The organism is Paractinoplanes globisporus DSM 43857, from assembly GCF_000379645.1.
Classification (GTDB): domain Bacteria; phylum Actinomycetota; class Actinomycetes; order Mycobacteriales; family Micromonosporaceae; genus Actinoplanes; species Actinoplanes globisporus.
Map to the genome: position 1 here is coordinate 40,746 of NZ_KB903302.1, position 16,798 is coordinate 57,543.

Genomic DNA, 16,798 nt, shown 5'->3' on the forward strand with positions numbered 1-16,798 from the left:
GGGTCCGGGGCAGCCGGCCCCGGCCGCCGGAGGCTGGGCAGTGCGCCGATCCGGATGGCCGAGCCGACAACCTCTTACGTGTCAACTAAGTCGGGTCTGGCGAGCTACGTCAACGTATGGCTATCCGCACTGGTAGTGGCCTTAGCCTGCCTCGGCTTGGGCAAGCGGTGGTGGCGATTCATCGCAAGATCGTCTCCCAGATTTTTCCCAAGGGAAGGGGTCCCCTACTTGAGCGGGCATCCCGTCGCGCAGGCTCCGCCCCGCCGGGCCGCGCCTGCCTGGTCCAGGTGGAGCGCCCCACTGGACGAACGACCTGGACCAGGCAGGCGCTGGCTGCCTCCCGGTGTGCGATGGTTACCCCGCCGGGCATCCCTGAGCCGTCCAGGTCCAGGGCTGGCAGCCCTGGCCGCCGGAGGCCTTCCCCGGTGCAGGGTCGGAGAACCTGCCCGTCGGAGGCGCTGCCCGTTAGAGCAACAGTTCGACTTGCGGGCACGGTCTACGGTGTTTGTATGTCGGCCGCGCTGATTCGGGAATCGGAACTCCTGATCGCCTCGCTGGGCTTGTTGGCGGTGCTGATCTGCATTGGCTCTGCTCTGGGGCGATCACGCCCCGTGGTCACCTCCCGCGTGATTTCGCCTGCCGGGCGTCAGGCGAAAGCGCTGAGGAGCCGACATGCTCAGCCGTGCCCAGCTCAAGGAGAAGGTCCGTGAGCACCTGCCCCGCGCCGAGAAGCTCGCACGCGAGCTCACGCTCCGCGTCGCGGCTCAGGTGATCTGGGAGACCGTCAAGCACTTCTTCCTCTGATTTGCGCGAAGCCCCGACCATCGGCACAAAGAAGGTCGGGGCTTCGCCCTGTCTGGAGGAATCGTCGGATCTGCGCGGCCGGGGTCGGCGCGGAGCCGAAGGCGGCAGCGCCGATCCCCGTAGCCGCGCCTTGAAGATGTAGAGAAAGTTCTCACCGGCTGGTCCGGTTGTTCAAACTTTCTGTACGAGTTCAAGGCGGCCCGAAACGGGCCGCTCACGCCGCCGTCAGGGCGCATGCCCGTGCCGGCGCTGTCGCTTTGGCCCGTGCACGCAGGCAGCCCGCCGGCTGGCGTGGAAAAGCGGTAGGCTGGCCTGCCGAAGACTGCCAGAGCGTGGACAGGGGTGTTGGGATTGCTCGGCGGCCAACCTGCACGGCCTGGGCGACGCGAACAGATGACGCGGCCAGCTGGCGACGCGCACCACGGCCGTCGGACACCGGGCCAGGCGGCGCGCATTGTGCCGGGCCGCTCCTCCAAGCTCAAGGGCGCTTCGCGTCGCAAGCGACGGCCCAAGGGCCGCCCTTGACCTCGGAGCCTCTACGGCCCTCGGGCAGTTGGTCGAAGGGCAGGCCGGTGGCCTGCCCTCATCAGGTCGCGCACCGCCGCCCCGGCACCGACTCGTCGTCACCACCCGTTGCTGTCAACCAGGACTTGACGCCCCCCGACAAGACTCCGGCCCAGCCCCGGGCGATGACCACCAGGCCTACGCTGCCCTGACGTTCCGTGAGCTTGCTTCTCCTCTAGCTACGCGCGGTAGGGAGGAAGGATGGTATACGCGAAGGTAACTTGGCCGTCATGACCGGCATGCTTATGGTAATCCTTGGTGGAAATGACGGAGAACTCCAAAAAGCAGCTCTCGCGAATATGCTCTGCCGTCACAAGCCATTCCCACTCAAAAGTGTTGTCGACTCCCGTTGTTGGGGTATGTCGGCTCGCAGGGGTACCGTAAACCACTACTTTCCACGCAAGGTCATCGCCATCAGGATCCCAAGCTCGGCCAGAGAACTGAACCGAATCACCTACGCGCAGAGTCAGCCCTGATTGCACGAGTTGGCCATCGTTCCCGCGGTTTCCAAAACTATCTATTACCTCCTCAATTCGAGGGAAGTACTCCCGCTCGGTGCCGCCTGAACCTTCCGATAAGAAGACCGTAATTTCCTGTCTCAGCTCTCCTGTCATCCCGATGACAAGGTGTTCCTCAAATGGCAGAAGTGAGCGAGAATGCGCATCGGGATTTCGGAATGCTGCGAGGCGATCAACGTAGGTATCGAATCGCTTCCTATCCTTAAAGCAATCCTTGAAGCCGATGTCCCAATTCTTTCGGATGATCTGAAGGATGTCGTAGAAGTCCGAGTAGTAGAGTGGTCGGTTGTCTGCCTGCCCACCCGGCCTCTTTTTGGGCTCCTCCTCCATTCTTTCCTGCCATACCGCCTGGCGCTCTTCTGATACTCCGAGGTGCTCGGACCACTTGTCGCCATGCTTCTTGCGCAGCAGTGCCTCGGCGAGATCTCGAAGTGCATTTTCCAAGACGTTTATTGAGTTTCCAATATCCACGTTCGTGCCGTTCGCCGTGTTGGGATATCTGTACGAGTATTGGACCCTACTCTAGACGGGCGAGCAAGCGGGCAACACGCGGCTCAGCGGCCCTTGAGTTAGCGCCCCCTGGCAATGTGGGAGTCTGGCAGAGGCCCGCGCGCGACTGCTATACAGCAGCGAAGTGCAGCAACCGATCCAACCGCAGACAGACTGCGCCAGACGGGCCGCCCAGGACTTACAAGCGAGGGGTCCTGAGGCCGATCGCGTTCGGCTCGCAAGCGGCGGATCGACGGAGGCGAAGTCATCGCCTAGAAGGCTGGCTACCGCCGCTGCATGTGCTTGTGGTGCCCGGGGTGCAACCGGTGGACGTTGCAGCTATCAGACGCGGCAGAGTGGCACGTCGTCGTAGGCCAGCGATCCCACGATGCGTCGGATTAGCTCGGGGTCGTAGGTGCGGAGTCCGCCGATTTCGGTAAGTCGACGCAGGCTGATGAGCGTGGCACCGCGTGCGGCTGCCTTGGTCCTGTGTGCAGCAATGCGGCTGCGGATTTCGTGGACGTCGGGCTTGTCGTAGGGCGTGCGGAGCAGGGCAGCGGCCTTCGTCCGCTCGTGGTCGAGCTCTGTCTTGCGGCACACCTCGCGGGTTAGTTGCTCGGCCTCTTCAAAGGTGCGTGAGCTGGCTACGGCTTGGGCGACGCGGCTGACGCTATTGACCCGGTGACAGTCTGCGACCAGCAGGTCGGCGCTGGCTGCGTCGAGCGGAACGAGCGCGGCGCTGTCTCGGATCTCCGCTTCGCCCTCGATTCCGATGGCCGCTGCTGCCAGCAGGGCCGTGGCTTCCGACGGATGGCGGTCGAGCGCGGCCCTGAAATTCTTGGCGTCGCCGGACGCGACTCGAGAATGGCGCGCTCCGGCGTCTTCCATGTACGCCCTGACCACCGTTTGCGGAAGCTCGCCGTCCAGGCCTGGGCCGGCGACGACGACCGTGGCTTGTCCCGGCAAACCCGCAACTGCCGATAGCACGAGGGAATCCGCGAGTGGGCTGGAGAGTTCGGGCTCGTCGCCCTTGGCGGCGATGTCGCCGCCAACGTCGGTAAGCACCACGGAGGCGGCGGAGATGTAGCACGCCAAGGCCTCGATCTGCTTGCGTAGCCCGGCCGCCCCATCGAACGGGTCAAGAAGAAAGAAGCGCGCGTCCGTCTGCTGGGCGAGAATCGTTAGGCCGGATCTCCCACCGGTGAGTAGCTGGCTCTGCGGAGTAACCTCCCAGACGTGCTCCGCCCGGCGGGCCAGGCCAGTGAAGTCGCTTACCCGGCGTGGGCCGGGCGTGGGGTCGATGATGTAGCGGTCCCACGAGTAGCTAGCTACGACCTGGTCATGTGCGCTGCCGGGGTCGAGCGTCCTGCCGATCATGAGGGCGGCCAGGGCATCGCCTCCGCCGCCCGCCGCCACCTGCAGCGTGACACTCATGCCTCCCACGGTACGCGATATGGTGGAGGTGGCCAGTGGCCTATGCCAAACGCCTACACAGATTGCGCAGAATGCCCGAAATCAAGGTTGTCCTTCCCAAGTACCTTCAGATTGCCGCGGATCTTCGAGACCGAATCCTCAGGGGGGATCTGGCTCCCGGCGCTGAGGTGGACAGCGAACGGAAGATCGCGGCTGACTGGAAGGTGGCCCGGCCGACCGCCACGAAGGCGTTAGAGGCTCTACGTCGAGAGGGTCTGATCGAGTCTCGTCAGGGCTCTGGTACCCGCGTCCGCGATGTCAGGGCCCACCGTCGAGCGGCGCATAGGTACCACCGGTACCGGGCCCAAGGTGCGCAGTACGCGCCAGATGAGTCCATGGAGATCCTGAGGACTGGGATTGTGGCCGCTCCCGACCACGTCGCCGAGGCGCTCGGGCTTGAGCAGCCCGCAGAGGCGATGACGCGACGACGCTTGATATCTCGCGTGAATCTCGGCCCGGCTGAGATCGCAACATCGTGGTGGCCGGCATCGCTGGCAGACAACGCGCCACGGCTGCTGGAGCCCGTCTCGCTGGGCGGAATCGGCAGTGTGCGATACGTGGAGTCTGTGACTGGCCGGATCGCGTCCTACGCAAAGGACCGGGTGGCCGCTCGTCTCGCGACATCGGACGAGGCCGACCTCCTTGGGTTACCAGCGAGCGGGGCGGCGGTGCTCGTCTATCGACACTCGGTCTTCGGAACCGACGATCAGATCATTGAGTACGCCGAGTCCGTATACCCGCCGGACATGTGGAGCGTCGAACAGGAGTACCCGATCGAAGCCTGAGGCTCGGCGGCGTCACGACTGGCCTCCCTGCTTCCAGATTGGCATATGCCACTTGCCACTGAGTGGTATATTCCAGTTACGAGAGAAGGGGGTGCATCGATGGAACAAGGCTTGTTCAGTAAGCAGCCCATCGGCTCGGTGGCGATCGTGGAGCCGCCAGTGTCGCAGTGGTATGCCCGTCGGGCTCGGCTCGCGGCGATCGTCGTGGGTCTGGCGTCGGATGCGCTGGTGACGGCGACGGCGAGCGTGTTTTGCCGGCTGTTGCTGGCGGTGGCGCTGGGCGCGCTGACTGGTGTGGCGTTCGCGCTGGTGGCGTGGGTGCTGGTGCGGGTCTGGCCGGTGCTGCGGGTGCTGTGGTGGTGGTCGATCGAGATCACGGCTGCGGTGCTTGTGGTCGGCGGCTGGGTTGTACTGGCGCACCTGACGGTGTGGTGGATCGCCCTGGCGGTCCTGCTCGTGGCGGCTGCTGGCGTGTTCGTGCCGGGTCGTTCGCGCCGGTGCGTGTGGGCGTGGTCGTGGTGTCTGGTGGTTCGTCACCGGCTGCGGCTGTGTTTCGCGACGCTGGTCCGCTCGCAGGTGCGCACGACCGGGTCGCGTCCGGTGGCGTTGCCGCTGGTGTTGTGGGCGCGTCCGACGCTCGCCGGTGAGCGGGTGTGGCTGTGGCTGCGAACCGGCTTCGCGCTGGAGGACCTGGACGGCAAGGCTCCCGGGATCGCGGTGGCGTGTATCGCAAAGCAGGTCCGGCTCACCGGCGCGTCGGAGCGGTACGCCGCGCTGCTGCGCGTCGACATCGCCCGCCGTGACCCTCTGACCGGTCGGGTGGAGTCGCCGCTGGCGCTGCTGATCCCGAGCCTGCGCAACAACAAGGAGGCGGAGTCGAACGTGCCGGTGTCACCGGCCGTGCCGCCGGTCGGCCTGGAGCTGGCCGACATCGAAGACCCGGCACCCGAACCGCCGCGCGGCGGTCGTCGATGAGTTCGGCGAACGGGTCCGGAACCACTGGACAACCTGATATCTGGGTCGGTCCGACCGGATACCTGGGTTGGGGCGAGGTCCGTGTCTGCACGGATTCTGCCCTGCACATCTGGATCGCCGACCTGGATCGGCTGTGGATGTGCCTGCACCGGGCGCGCCAGACGGCGTTCCGCCCGAACGGAGCCATCACAGACAAGGAGAAGTGAGATGGCTGGAGAAACTGTGATCACGGTCGTCGGGAACCTGACCAACGACCCGGAACTGCGGTTCCTGTCCAACGGCACGGGCCAGGTGAAGTTCACCATCGCGTCCACGCCGCGCACTCTCGACCGTGAGTCGGGGCAGTGGAAGGACGGCGACCCGCTGTTCCTGAACTGCACCGCCTGGCGGGACATGGCCGAGCACATCGCCGAGTCCCTGACCAAGGGCACCCGGGTCATCGTCTCCGGACGGCTGCGGCTGTCGCGGTGGGAGACCTCGGAGGGTGAGAAGCGGTCCGCGTACGGCCTGGAGGTCGACGAGATCGGCCCCTCGCTGCGGTTCGCCGAGGCCAAAGTCAAGCGGATGTCCCGGGCCACCAAGGCCGGTGACGGGTTCGCCCCGGACACCGCGCCTGACAACCCGTGGGACATCGCCCCGGCCTCGGCCCCGGCTCCCGCGTCGGCGGGCTGAGGGGGCGTGACTCGTGTCGCCTGTCCTGGTCGCTGACAACGGCTCCGACGTTGTGGAGCTCGGCCCGGCGCTGAGCATCTTCGACCCGGTGTACTTCGGGATTGACGAATTCGGTCAACCGAAGCGGGTGCCGCTGATCGAGCGCAACATCCTGATCGGCGGCGAGCCCGGATCGGGTAAGTCGGGTCTGCTCAACGGCATCGTTGCGCACGCGGCCTTGTCGCTGGATTGCCGGCTGATGCTACTCGACGGAAAGCGCGTCGAGCTGGGGCAATGGCGTAAATGCGCGGATGTCTTCGTCGGCCCGAACATCGAGCAGGCGTTGAAGCTGCTCAAGCGGCTGCAGATCCTGATGGACCGCCGGTATGACTACCTGGAGGAATGCGAACGCCGGAAGATCATCCCGGGGGACGTGTTCACCGCGATCCTGCTGGCTATCGACGAGATTGCCTACTTCTCAGCCACGGTCGGCACCAAGCAGCAGAAGGAAGAGTTCAACCTGCTGCTGCGCGATCTGGTCGCCCGGGGCCGAGCGATCGGCCTGATCGTTGCCGCTGCCACCCAGCGGCCCAGCTCGAAAATCATCGACACCGATCTACGCGACCTGTTCGCGTGGCGGTTCGCGGGACGGTGCACGAACGACAGCTCGTCGGACATCGTCCTGGGACACGGCTGGGTGGCGAAGGGCTGGTCGGCGAACGCGATCAGCCCGAACAACCCCGGCGCGGGTCTGCTGATCGCCGAGAACGGCAGCCCGGAACTACTCAAAGTCGCCTACCTGGATGACCGCACCTGCGCGGCCATCGCCGCCTACGCGGCCACCCTGCGCGCCACCGCCGCGACCGAGAAGGCCGTCAGTCGTGTGCTGCGGTCGGTCCCGCCAGCGGCGTGAGCGCCCAACAAGCCTCCCGGAACGTCCGGGCGGACAACCGATCCACAGTGGAAGGAGGGCCGTTCTGATGGCCCGACGCAATCTCCCCGTCCAGCCGATCCAGCCGGTGCGGGTCGTGCACTACGTCGACCCGGCCATGCAGTCCGACCTCACCCGGTACGGGCTGCTGAACCCGGCCGAGATCATCAAGCAGCAGCAGAAGAACACCGAGCTGTACCTGCGCTGGAAGGACCGGCAGGCCGAGATTAAGGAGCGGGACAAGAAGTTCCGCCGCTTCTACACCGGTTTCGGCCTGGTGGTCGGCCTGGTCTTCCTGGCCGCGATCTTCATCGGCGGCTGGCTGATCTGGCAGCACCTGGCCGCGCTCGGCCTCGGTGCCCTCGCTATGCCCGTGGTTCTGCTGCTGGTCAGCGGACTCGCGGTCGGCGGTCACCGCTGCGTCACCATCGTGCAGCACATGCACTGACCAGCAGCAACAACCCACGGACCCCGGTCCGAGCGGACGACACCAGGTCCACCGACCAAAGCGAACTGGTGCCGCCGCCCTACCCACCAAACCCCTGCCTGACGGAAGGAGTCGGCACGATGAACCCTACCCACGACCAGGAGAGCACTACTCCTGAACCCGCCTCGCCCGAACCGACCCTGTTCGGCACGGTCACCCGTGGCGGCATCTTCAAGCTGGTCCGCCGCCTGGCGGGCTACTTCGGCGACGCCGAGGACCGTTTCGACATCACTGAGCACGGCCTCCAGGCACTGGCCGAGGCCGAGCACACCGCCGAGGCTCAGCCGACCCGCTACCCGACGGGAAGCGCCTCAGCCGGGTACGTGATCGCCGCGCCCAGCGGGGGAACGTTGTCGCAGCCGAAGCCAGCCGACGTCATCGTCGACGACGGATGCGACGTCCCGCACGACGCCGACGAGCCGTGCCGCTACGAGAGTTGCACGGGCTGCGGGAGTACCTACACCTTCGGCCCGTCCATCGATCCGTTGTGCGGCATGTGCGCTGAGGCCGAGCGGGCCGACGTGTGCCGCAACTGCGGCGATCCGATGCTGGGCTGGTACTCGTGGTCGGAAATGCTGTGCCCGTCCTGCGTCGCGTTCGTCGCGGCGCACCCGGGCGAGACCGCAACCGGAACCGTCGAGCCGGCCCCGGCTGGTGCGGCACCCGGCAACGCTGCCTGGGTGCTGTCGTCGGCGGCGCGTTACCTGGAACGGCACGGCTGGATCCAGGGCGCCTACTACGACGGCACCACGGGAGTGTTCACACCCCCGGCCGACATGGTCGGCGCAATCGCGATGGTCTGCTACGGCGGACCGTGCGAGGCACCGGCGCAGCACTTCGACGACCCGGGCTTCCTCGACTTCGAAGAGGCCGTGCTGCACCTCGACCGGTACCTGCTGGCCGAGGACGGCTCCGAGTCGTACGAGTTCAACGACGCCCCCGGCCGCCGGGTCGAGGACGTCACCCGCGTGCTGCGGGACGCGGCCAGCCGACCGGCCGACGACCTGATCGACACCCTGCGGATCGTCTCCGACACCTACGGGCTGGACCAGTGGCTGGCCGAGCGGGCACGCCTGCTCACCCCCAGCGGCATCTGGGCCGACCCCGACGGGCAGCCCGGCGAGGACCTCGTCGGGTACTGCGAGCTCTGCGACACGTTCGAGCACACCGCCAACCCCGCCGCCTGGCGCGACGGGCAGGACGGTGAGCCCGAATGAGCAAGAACACCGTCAAGCCCGCCTTGACGCCAAAACCCCGTAAGCGGGCCAAGCGGCACACCGAAACCACACAGTTCGACGCGTTCGCGCGGCGCATCCTGCGGGCCTACGCCCGCCGCGTCGCCGACGGTGACATTGAGAACCTGCGAGCCCTGGTCAGCCTGTCCACCGAGCTGGACGCCCTGGCCCGGGCCGCGGTGCAGGGCCTGCACGGCAAGCCCTACAAGTATTCCTGGCAGGAGATCGCCGACCGGCTTGGCATCACCAAGCAGGGCGCGCAACAGCGCTTCGGCGAGCCCTCCACCCGCGACGCCCTCGACCGCCGGCTGCTCGAGTCCGGCATGGGCGTGACCGTGGCGACCCTCGCGCAGGTATACGCCGACCACTACCCCGGTAACCCGCCAGCCTCCCGCTGCCCGGGTTGCGGCTACGCCTACCCCGACCGGGTAGCCGAATGCCCCACCCTCGCCACCGTCCGCCCACTGCTGTACCGGCGGCGGCACGAAGACAAGACCGCCCTCGCGGTCCTGTCTGGCGATCAGCACGCCGATCTGCACGCACCCGTTACCGCCCGCTTGCGGGCAGCGGTCCGGCAGTCGGCGTCCGTCCTGCCGAGCCCGGACCCGAGATCGACCCTGTTCGACCTCAACGGAAAGGACCCGGCCCAATGATCTCTCGTGCACTGGACGACGCGCGGCTGGCCGCCTACCGGCGGTTCTGCGCTGACTCGCTCCACCGGTACCTGCGGGCGGTCTGGCCTAAGAACACCGTCGCCTACGACGGCGACCGGATCGTCACGACCGGGCCGATCTCCATTCACTACGACACCCCGGAAGTGGAGATCCACTTCCCGAACCAGTTCACCGACGACAACACCGACGTTGTCGTCCGGGTGCCCGGCCAACTCACCTTCCCGGCGGTCGTGACCGTCGTGGAAGGCCTGCTGTCCGGCTGGACGGTGACGGCATGAGGACCGCAACCGCCTCCGGCCGTGGCTGGGCATACACGTTCGCCGCGCTCGGCGGTCTCGTCTCGATCGCCGCGAACATCGCCCACTCCTACGTACCCCCGGCCGCAGCCCCGGCCGACTGGGCACCCAAGCCGGGTGCCGTGGTCGGCGCGATCGTCTGGCCGGTCTTCCTGTTCGGCGCCGTCGAGATCTTTGCCCGCGTGGCGTGGCCCGACGGCTGGCGCTGGCAGCTGCTGCGCTGGGGTGGCCTCGCCCCGGTTGCGCTGGTTGCTGCCCTGGTGTCCTACCGGCACCTGTCCGGGCTGCTCGCCTACTACGGCGAGGAACCCATCGTGTGCATCCTCGGCCCGCTCGCAGTCGACGGGCTCATGGTGATGGCCACCGGCGCGATCATCGCCACCAGCCAACACCAGCACACCAACACGTCCCTACCCACCCCGGCCGTCCCGGACCTCACCGAGGTCCCGGCCCCGACCCCGCCCGCCGTCCCGACGCCTACCACGCCGCCGACGGCGGCTGACGCACCGCAGCCGACCACAGCCCCGGCGACGCCGGAACCCGTGACCGCTGCCCGTACCGATGTCCCGACCCCGGCCGTCGTGGCCGATCGGGTCACCCCAAGCCCGACGACGATCCCGCTGCGATCGACCGCCACCCGGACGGCCACTGCCGGCCACCCGCGACCGACATCCCGCAAGACCGAGCCGACGACCACGGCACGACCGCTGGCCGCTCCCGCCGCCGACATTCCTGTCACCGAGCCGGAGCCTGCACAGCTGCCCCTGCCCTACGCCGTCGACCCGGCCCTGATGGCCAAGGCCCGCGAGACCGCCACGCAGTACCGCACCGAACACGGCACCCCGATCACCGCAGGACAACTCGCCGCCCGCCTGCGGGTGAACTCCGACCAGGCCGCCCAGGCCCTCAAGGTCCTCGACCTCGATCCGGACAGCCCCACCACAGAAATCCCGGCCGTCAACGGCACACCTGTGAAGGCCAGCCGGTGACCGTCTCCACGTTGAGCGTCGTACCCGAAGCAACCGCTTCGGGTACGGCCCCCGGCGCGCAGCCGGACCCCGCTTCCAACAAGGAGAACCCAACCGTGACCGTCTACGTCGACAACGCCCGCATTCCCGCAACCGTCGGGCGTATTCGAGGCCGCTGGTCTCACCTGACCGCCGACACCCAAGAAGAGCTCCATGCGTTCGCCGCCCAGCTCGGACTGAAGCGGTCGTGGTTCCAGATCGGATGCAAGAGCGGCCTCGACACACCCGAAACCTGCGTCCACTGGCACTACGACGTCGTCGACCGCCTCCGCACCCGCGCGATCGAGCTGGGAGCCCAGCACATCGACCTGCGCGGCCTCGGCGCGCTCCTGGCCGCCCGCCGCCAAGCCGCCCGCAACCCCGAGGTTCCCGCGTGACCCTATCGACGCTTCCCGTGGCACCCGAGCCCACCCGCTCGGGCGCTGCGGCCTGCGCCGAACCGCCCACCGTCCCGGCCTGGTGGCGACGCTCCACCGACCTGCGCCAACAGGCCGTCGCCCGGGCCGCCCGCCCGGACTACGAAGCCTGGCTCGCGCACGTCAAGCCCGCGTCCGCGTGCACGCGGCCGGTTCGGCTGGTTGGAACCATCGCCACCATCGAAGCCGCCACCGGCCGACTACTGGCCGAACGCTCCACCGCGGACATGCCGGACGGGGTCATCTACAAACCTTGTGGCAACCGCCGCGAGTCGGTGTGCCCGTCGTGCTCGAAGCTCTACCAGCGCGACGCCTACCAGATCGTGCGGGCCGGGCTGGTCGGTGGCAAGGGCGTGCCGGACGAGGTTGCGCAGCACCCGGCGGTTTTCCCGACCTTGACGGCCCCCTCGTTCGGTGAGGTCCACACCCGCCGGGTTGAGCGGCACACCTGTGCCCGGCGCCGGGACTGCGACTGCCGCCCCGAACCCTGCCATGCCCGCCGGAGGATCGCGGTCTGCTCGCACGGGGTCCGGCTGGTCTGCTTCGCACGCCACGCCGCCGACGATCCCCGGCTCGGTGCGCCCCTGTGCATGGACTGCTACCCGTACGGCACCCAGGCGGTGTGGAACCTGAACGCCAAGGAGCTGTGGCGGCGGACCACGATCGCGGTCAACCGGTACATGTGGCGGCTCTGTCGCGAACGCGGAATCCCGTACGTGCCAACGATTTCCGCTGACGGCCGGATCGTGAAGCGGCCCCCGGTCCGTATGCAGTTCGGCTGTGCTGCCGAGATGCAACGCCGGGGAGCGGTGCACCTGCACGCGATCATCCGCCTCGACGGCGTCGACCCGGCCGACCCTACGGCGATCGTCCCGCCCCCGGCGGGGATCGACGCGCACGACCTGGTCGCCGCTATCGACCACGCCACCGCCACGACCGGGTTCGTCACCGCCGCTCATCCGGCCCGGCCGGGCGGCTGGTACATCGGCTGGGGTGACCAGATCCTGACCAAGGTGATCACCGTGGCCGCTGAAGGGGACGTCACCGACGGCCAGATAGCCGCGTACCTGGCGAAGTACGCCACCAAGTCGACCGAGGTCACCGGCCACACCTCGGCCCGGCTGACCAAGGACACCATCGACGTGTACGCCGATCCGGCGGGTAGCCACACCGAACGGCTTGTCGACGCCTGCTGGCAACTCGCCGACGCCACCTGGCGGTGCCCGGCCGCCCTGTGCCCCCACCACGACACCTGCCCGGCCTGCGTCGAGCGACGCGCGGCCGTCGTCAAGGCCGATCCCGGACGGTTCGAGCGACTACGCCGGTGGGCGCACATGCTCGGCTTCGGCGGCCACTTCCTGACCAAGTCCCGCCGCTACTCGATCACCTTCACCATGCTCCGGGACAACCGTGTCGTCTTCCGCCGCCACCAATCGGCCGGCCCCGAGGCGACCGGGACAGCGCAGGAACCCACGACGCTGATCGTCAACTTCCTGCAGTTCGTCGGCTCCGGCTGGCGCACCAACGCTGACGCGATGCTCGCCAACACCTCCGCCGCGATGGCCCGGGAGCACCAACAGGCCGCCCGCGAGTATCTCACCACCACGGCGGCCTGACCCGCGATCCACCGTCAGGCCCGCCTTGACGGCGTTCTTTGACAACTCCACAGCGCTAGGTGCAAGCACCCTCGGCCCATTCTGCTCCGCCTACGTGCCTCTCAACCCGATTCCTGGAAGGACCCGAACGCTATGCCTACCCGACCGAGGCCTCTGCTCGCGGTCCGGATCATCGGCCCTGCCGATGTCGTGACCGCACAGAAGCCCCAACTACTCCAGTACCTCACCGAAAACTTCGGCGATCGGGCAGTCTGCCGAACCAGCACTCGCCCTGCCAGCTACGCCCACGAGCTCCGCTTCTACGTCACCGTCACTCCGAAGGAGGTGCCCCCCGGATGACCAACACAACCGAGGTCGAAAACCTGTGGTCGATCGAGGAAGCCGCCGCCTTCCTCCGCAAATCGAAAGGCACGCTCTACCAGTGGCGGCACCGCCGTGTCGGACCGCCGTCGCACAGGGTCGGTCGGCACGTGCTCTACGACCCCGCCGAGGTCCGCGCCTGGGTCCGGAGGTGTTCCTGATGCCCGTTGACGACCGGTGGTACCTCAAGGAACGTGGGCCGGACGGCACTCGTCTGCCCTCCAAGCGGCACGGGCGCGGCAGGCGCTGGCGTGTGCGCTGGGTGGACGATCGGGGCGAGAGCCGAGAGCAACTCTTCGACCGGAAGACCGACGCAGAGCGCTTTGACGCGAACGTGCGGGCCGACCTCAGCCGGGGTCAGTACATCGACGACCGGGCGGGCCGGATCACCGTTGCCAGCCTCGCCGAACAGTGGCGGATCGGCCAGCTACATATCGACAGCACCGCGATTCGCGTCGAGCATGCCATCCGACTGCACATCGTGCCGGGCCTCGGACACCTCCAGGTCGGACAGGTCCGCCCAAGCAAGATTCAGGCGTGGGTGCGGGACCGGAGCCTCGTGCTCGCCCCGACCACGCTGCGCGTGGTGTACGGCTACCTGAACGCCATGTTCGCCTCGGCCGCGCGGGACCGGATCATCGCCAGCTCGCCCTGCGTCGACATCCGGCTACCCGCGATTGACCGGGGCAAGCGAGTCATCCCGTCGCCTGCGCAGGTGCATCGGTTAGCTCAGCTCTTGCCGGGCCGTTTGTCGGCGGCCGTCTACGTGGCCGCTGGATGCGGGCTGCGGCTGGGTGAGGTGCTCGGCCTGGAGGTGGAGGACATCGACTTCGAACGAGCCGAGCTGTCCGTACGGCAGCAGCTCAAATCGCACAAGGGCCGCCCGGTTTACCTCGGGCAGCCCAAGACGAAGACCAGTGTCCGGACGGTAGAGCTGCCCGAGGTGGTGGCGTCGGCGCTCCGGGAGCACTTGAAGACCGTTCACGATCCGGTGGAGGTCGACGACGACACCGACCCTCGTCGGCCGATCCGCCGTCCGGCCGCGCTGGTGTTCCGAAACGCGGACGGAGATCCGGTACTGGCATCGACCTTCTCGCGCACATGGACGCCCGTGCGGGCCAAGGTCGGGCTGCCGATGCGGTGGGGTTTCCACGGTCTGCGGCACTACTACGCGACCCTGCTGATCCATGCCGGGGCGAGCGTCAAGACGGTACAGCTGGCGCTCGGACACTCCACCCCGACGGTGACACTCAACGAGTACGTGCACGAGTGGCCCGACGTCCTCGACCGCACACGGTCGCTGGTCGACGGGGCGCTTGGGGGACGTGAAACGGCGGCCACCCCGGCTGGGAGCCGAGCATGACCGCCGTTCCCGAGTCTGGGCCCAAAGTGGGCCCAAGATCAGATCAGCAGGTGGAACCGCTGGTCGTGACCATGATCAGGCCTAGACGTTGTAGTACATCTCGAACTCGTGGGGGGTGGGGCGGAGGCGGACCGGGTCGATTTCGTTTGCCCGCTTCCAGTCGATCCAGGTGGAGATGAGGTCGTCGGTGAAGACGCCGCCTGCGGTCAGGAACTCGTGGTCGGACTCGAGGGAGGTGAGGACCGCGTCAAGGGAGCCGGGGACCTGCTTGACGGTGCCCCACTCCTCGGGCGGGAGGTCGTAGAGGTCCTTGTCGATCGGGGCCGGGGGCTCGATCTTGTTCTTGATGCCGTCGAGGCCGGCCATCATCTGGGCGGCGAACGACAGGTAGGGGTTGCTCGACGGGTCGGGGACGCGGAACTCGACTCGCTTGGCCTTCGGGTTGCTTCCCGTCACCGGGATGCGGGTGCAGGCGGAGCGGTTGCGCTGGGAGTAGACCAGGTTGACCGGGGCCTCGAAGCCGGGGACCAGACGGCGGTACGAGTTGACCGTCGGGTTGGTGAAGGCGAGCAGGCTCGGCGCGTGGTGCAGGAGGCCGCCGATGTACCAGCGGGCCGTGTCCGAAAGGCCCGCGTAGCCGGTTTCGTCGTAGAACAGCGGCTCGCCGCCCAGCCAGAGGCTCTGGTGGGTGTGCATGCCGGAGCCGTTGTCGCCGAAGAGCGGCTTGGGCATGAAGGTCGCGGTCTTGCCGTGCTCCCAGGCGGTGTTCTTGATGATGTACTTGAACAGCTGCATCTGGTCGCCGGCGTGCAGCAGCGTCGAGAACTTGTAGTTGATCTCGGCCTGGCCCGCGGTGCCGACCTCGTGGTGCGAGCGCTCGACCGTGAAGCCGGCGTCGATCAGCCGGCGGACCATGGAGTCGCGCAGGTCGGAGTAGTGGTCGAGCGGGGCCACCGGGAAGTAGCCGCCCTTGTACGCGGTCTTGTAGCCGCGGTTGCCGCCTTCCTCCTCGCGGCCCGAGTTCCAGGCGCCCTCGACCGAGTCGATGTAGTAGAAGGCCTGGTTGGGGCCGGTCTCGTGGCGGATCGAGTCGAAGATGTAGAACTCCGCCTCGGCGCCGAAGTACGCGGTGTCGGCGATGCCGCTGGAGGCCAGGTACGTCTCGGCCTTCTTGGCCACGTTCCGCGGGTCACGCGAGTAGGCCTCGCGGGTGAACGGGTCGTGGATGAAGAAGTTCAGCGCCAGCGTCTTCTGCGCCCGGAACGGGTCGATGAAGGCGGTGGTGACGTCCGGCAGCAACATCATGTCGGACTCGTGGATGGCCTGGAACCCTCGGATGGAAGAACCGTCGAAGGCGAGGCCGTCGGTGATGACACTGTCGTCGAACGACTCGACCGGGGTGTTGAAGTGCTGCATAACACCGGGCAGGTCGCAGAAGCGTACGTCGACGAACTTGACGTCCTCGTCCTTGAGGTATCGCAGGAGTTCCTCGGGATTGGCGAACAACACGTCCTCCTGGCACATGATTTCGATACCGGGCGGCGTGGATCCGCCGCGTGGCTAGGCTGGTCGCGACGCTATGGGTACGGAGTTGCCCAGGCGTATCCCTATTGTTTCCGTCGTGTTACGGAGTGGGCGGGCACGCCGCGACCCAGGCGAGGCTATCGCGGTGACCGCCGCCCGCGTGCCCGGTCGCCGAAACCTGCCCGGTTACGCTGGACATCATGGCCACCACCAGGGACCCGAAGCCGCCCGCCCTCGATCTCAGCCAGACCCAGGTGGCCTCGTTCGGGCGGCGGCTCGTGGCGCTGCTGATCGACTGGGCCGCGGCCACGCTGGTCGCCAGTTTCCTGGTCGACAGCCTCGCTCGGAACCCGTGGCCGCAGCTCGCTGTGTTCGTGCTGGCCCACGCGTTCTTCGTCGGCCTTTTCGGACAGACGCTCGGCATGGCGGTGGTGCGGATCCGCTGCGTCTCCATGGCGGACGGCGGGGCGCTCGGACTCCCGCGGGCGGCGCTGCGGGCCGTTCTGCTGGCCCTGGTCATCCCGGCCGTGATCTCCGATGGGGACGGTCGGGGACTGCACGACCGGGTCGCCGGCTCCGTCATGGTCCAGAGCGCCCCGAAGTAGCCCG

At 67.6% G+C, this 16,798-nt stretch carries 18 protein-coding genes; 15 read left to right on the forward strand and 3 right to left on the reverse strand.

All coding sequences use genetic code 11. From position 1 onward, the window contains the following. Positions 1-672: 672 nt before the first annotated feature. Positions 673-804 (forward strand): hypothetical protein, encoded by a 132-nt coding sequence (locus tag A3CQ_RS63650; RefSeq protein ID WP_020512046.1) that lies wholly within the window; start codon positions 673-675, stop codon positions 802-804. Positions 805-1,547: 743 nt separating this feature from the next. Here the strand turns inward: A3CQ_RS63650 and A3CQ_RS60825 are convergent. Next, on the reverse strand, positions 1,548-2,357 hold the full coding sequence (locus tag A3CQ_RS60825; RefSeq protein ID WP_157295970.1) for a Swt1 family HEPN domain-containing protein: 810 nt from the start codon (positions 2,355-2,357) through the stop codon (positions 1,548-1,550). 360 nt (positions 2,358-2,717) lie between these two features. After that, positions 2,718-3,809: a DUF1152 domain-containing protein gene (locus A3CQ_RS53115; RefSeq protein WP_020512047.1), complete on the reverse strand. Its 1,092-nt coding sequence runs from the start codon at positions 3,807-3,809 to the stop codon at positions 2,718-2,720. A gap of 71 nt (positions 3,810-3,880) precedes the next feature. Between A3CQ_RS53115 and A3CQ_RS0116500 the strand changes: the two genes are divergently transcribed. The 13 genes from A3CQ_RS0116500 to A3CQ_RS0116560 all read left to right on the forward strand — a co-directional run bounded on the left by A3CQ_RS0116500 (position 3,881) and on the right by A3CQ_RS0116560 (position 14,665). Then, positions 3,881-4,633, forward strand: a complete 753-nt coding sequence (locus A3CQ_RS0116500; protein WP_020512048.1) for a GntR family transcriptional regulator — start codon at positions 3,881-3,883, stop codon at positions 4,631-4,633. A 99-nt stretch (positions 4,634-4,732) separates the two neighbouring features. Further along, a complete protein-coding gene (locus A3CQ_RS53120; RefSeq protein ID WP_157295972.1) occupies positions 4,733-5,608 on the forward strand; it encodes a hypothetical protein in 876 nt (291 codons plus the stop codon). A gap of 207 nt (positions 5,609-5,815) precedes the next feature. Next, positions 5,816-6,280, forward strand: coding sequence for a single-stranded DNA-binding protein (locus A3CQ_RS0116510; RefSeq protein ID WP_020512050.1), 465 nt, complete (start codon positions 5,816-5,818; stop codon positions 6,278-6,280). Positions 6,281-6,293: 13 nt separating this feature from the next. Further along, the gene (locus tag A3CQ_RS53125) at positions 6,294-7,172 is read left to right on the forward strand and encodes an FtsK/SpoIIIE domain-containing protein (protein WP_157295974.1); all 879 of its coding nucleotides are present in this window, start codon (positions 6,294-6,296) and stop codon (positions 7,170-7,172) included. Between the two features lie 67 nt (positions 7,173-7,239). Next, complete coding sequence (locus A3CQ_RS0116520; protein ID WP_020512052.1) at positions 7,240-7,638, forward strand: hypothetical protein; 399 nt, start codon at positions 7,240-7,242, stop codon at positions 7,636-7,638. 119 nt (positions 7,639-7,757) lie between these two features. Next, a complete protein-coding gene (locus A3CQ_RS57470; RefSeq protein WP_020512053.1) occupies positions 7,758-8,894 on the forward strand; it encodes a DUF6197 family protein in 1,137 nt (378 codons plus the stop codon). Further along, positions 8,891-9,565, forward strand: coding sequence for a hypothetical protein (locus A3CQ_RS63910; protein ID WP_020512054.1), 675 nt, complete (start codon positions 8,891-8,893; stop codon positions 9,563-9,565). The genes A3CQ_RS57470 and A3CQ_RS63910 overlap by 4 nt, the downstream gene beginning before the upstream one ends. Next, positions 9,562-9,864 carry a hypothetical protein gene (locus tag A3CQ_RS0116535; protein ID WP_020512055.1) on the forward strand — a complete coding sequence of 101 codons (303 nt, stop codon included), beginning with the start codon at positions 9,562-9,564 and terminating at the stop codon, positions 9,862-9,864. The genes A3CQ_RS63910 and A3CQ_RS0116535 overlap by 4 nt, the downstream gene beginning before the upstream one ends. Then, positions 9,861-10,871 (forward strand): hypothetical protein, encoded by a 1,011-nt coding sequence (locus A3CQ_RS60160; protein ID WP_026205767.1) that lies wholly within the window; start codon positions 9,861-9,863, stop codon positions 10,869-10,871. The genes A3CQ_RS0116535 and A3CQ_RS60160 overlap by 4 nt, the downstream gene beginning before the upstream one ends. A 95-nt stretch (positions 10,872-10,966) precedes the next feature. Next, on the forward strand, positions 10,967-11,287 hold the full coding sequence (locus A3CQ_RS0116545; protein ID WP_020512056.1) for a DUF4031 domain-containing protein: 321 nt from the start codon (positions 10,967-10,969) through the stop codon (positions 11,285-11,287). Next, a complete protein-coding gene (locus A3CQ_RS0116550; protein WP_157295976.1) occupies positions 11,284-12,942 on the forward strand; it encodes a replication initiator in 1,659 nt (552 codons plus the stop codon). The genes A3CQ_RS0116545 and A3CQ_RS0116550 overlap by 4 nt, the downstream gene beginning before the upstream one ends. 335 nt (positions 12,943-13,277) lie before the next feature. Then, a complete protein-coding gene (locus tag A3CQ_RS0116555; protein ID WP_020512058.1) occupies positions 13,278-13,463 on the forward strand; it encodes a helix-turn-helix domain-containing protein in 186 nt (61 codons plus the stop codon). After that, positions 13,463-14,665: a tyrosine-type recombinase/integrase gene (locus A3CQ_RS0116560; protein WP_020512059.1), complete on the forward strand. Its 1,203-nt coding sequence runs from the start codon at positions 13,463-13,465 to the stop codon at positions 14,663-14,665. Before A3CQ_RS0116555 ends, A3CQ_RS0116560 begins: the two co-directional genes overlap by 1 nt. A gap of 81 nt (positions 14,666-14,746) precedes the next feature. On the opposite strand, the gene glnA is transcribed toward A3CQ_RS0116560, so the two are convergent. Continuing rightward, positions 14,747-16,171, reverse strand: coding sequence for a type I glutamate--ammonia ligase (gene glnA, locus A3CQ_RS0116565; RefSeq protein WP_026205768.1), 1,425 nt, complete (start codon positions 16,169-16,171; stop codon positions 14,747-14,749). Between the two features lie 218 nt (positions 16,172-16,389). On the opposite strand from glnA, the gene A3CQ_RS0116570 reads away from it, so the two are divergent. Continuing rightward, positions 16,390-16,794, forward strand: a complete 405-nt coding sequence (locus A3CQ_RS0116570) for an RDD family protein (protein ID WP_020512061.1) — start codon at positions 16,390-16,392, stop codon at positions 16,792-16,794. The last annotated feature ends 4 nt before the right edge of the window (positions 16,795-16,798 follow it).